Source organism: Halorubrum sp. SP9 (assembly GCF_005435015.1).
GTDB classification, from domain to species: domain Archaea; phylum Halobacteriota; class Halobacteria; order Halobacteriales; family Haloferacaceae; genus Halorubrum; species Halorubrum sodomense.
Map to the genome: position 1 here is coordinate 1 of NZ_SGXU01000764.1, position 220 is coordinate 220.

Below are 220 nucleotides of genomic sequence, written 5' to 3' on the forward strand. Positions count from 1 at the left end.
GATGGTGGCGAAGGCCCCGAGGATCATCGGGAACCCGGCCACCGTCGCCGCGATGGCGACGGCCGCGAACAGCGCGATCGCCCCCGCGATGCTGGACGAGAGGCTGACGATGGCCGGCGAGTAGTCGCGCTGGTTCAACACCTGCTTGGTCGTCCTGACGAGAACCGACTTCCCGACGAGGTAGAGCACGAGGAACGAGACGACGAACGTCACGACGGTC

1 pseudogene is annotated in these 220 nt (G+C 66.8%); it reads right to left on the reverse strand.

Annotated elements, in window-relative coordinates:
• Positions 1 to 220 (reverse strand): annotated as a pseudogene (locus EXE45_RS20235) (mechanosensitive ion channel family protein); the annotation flags it as partial.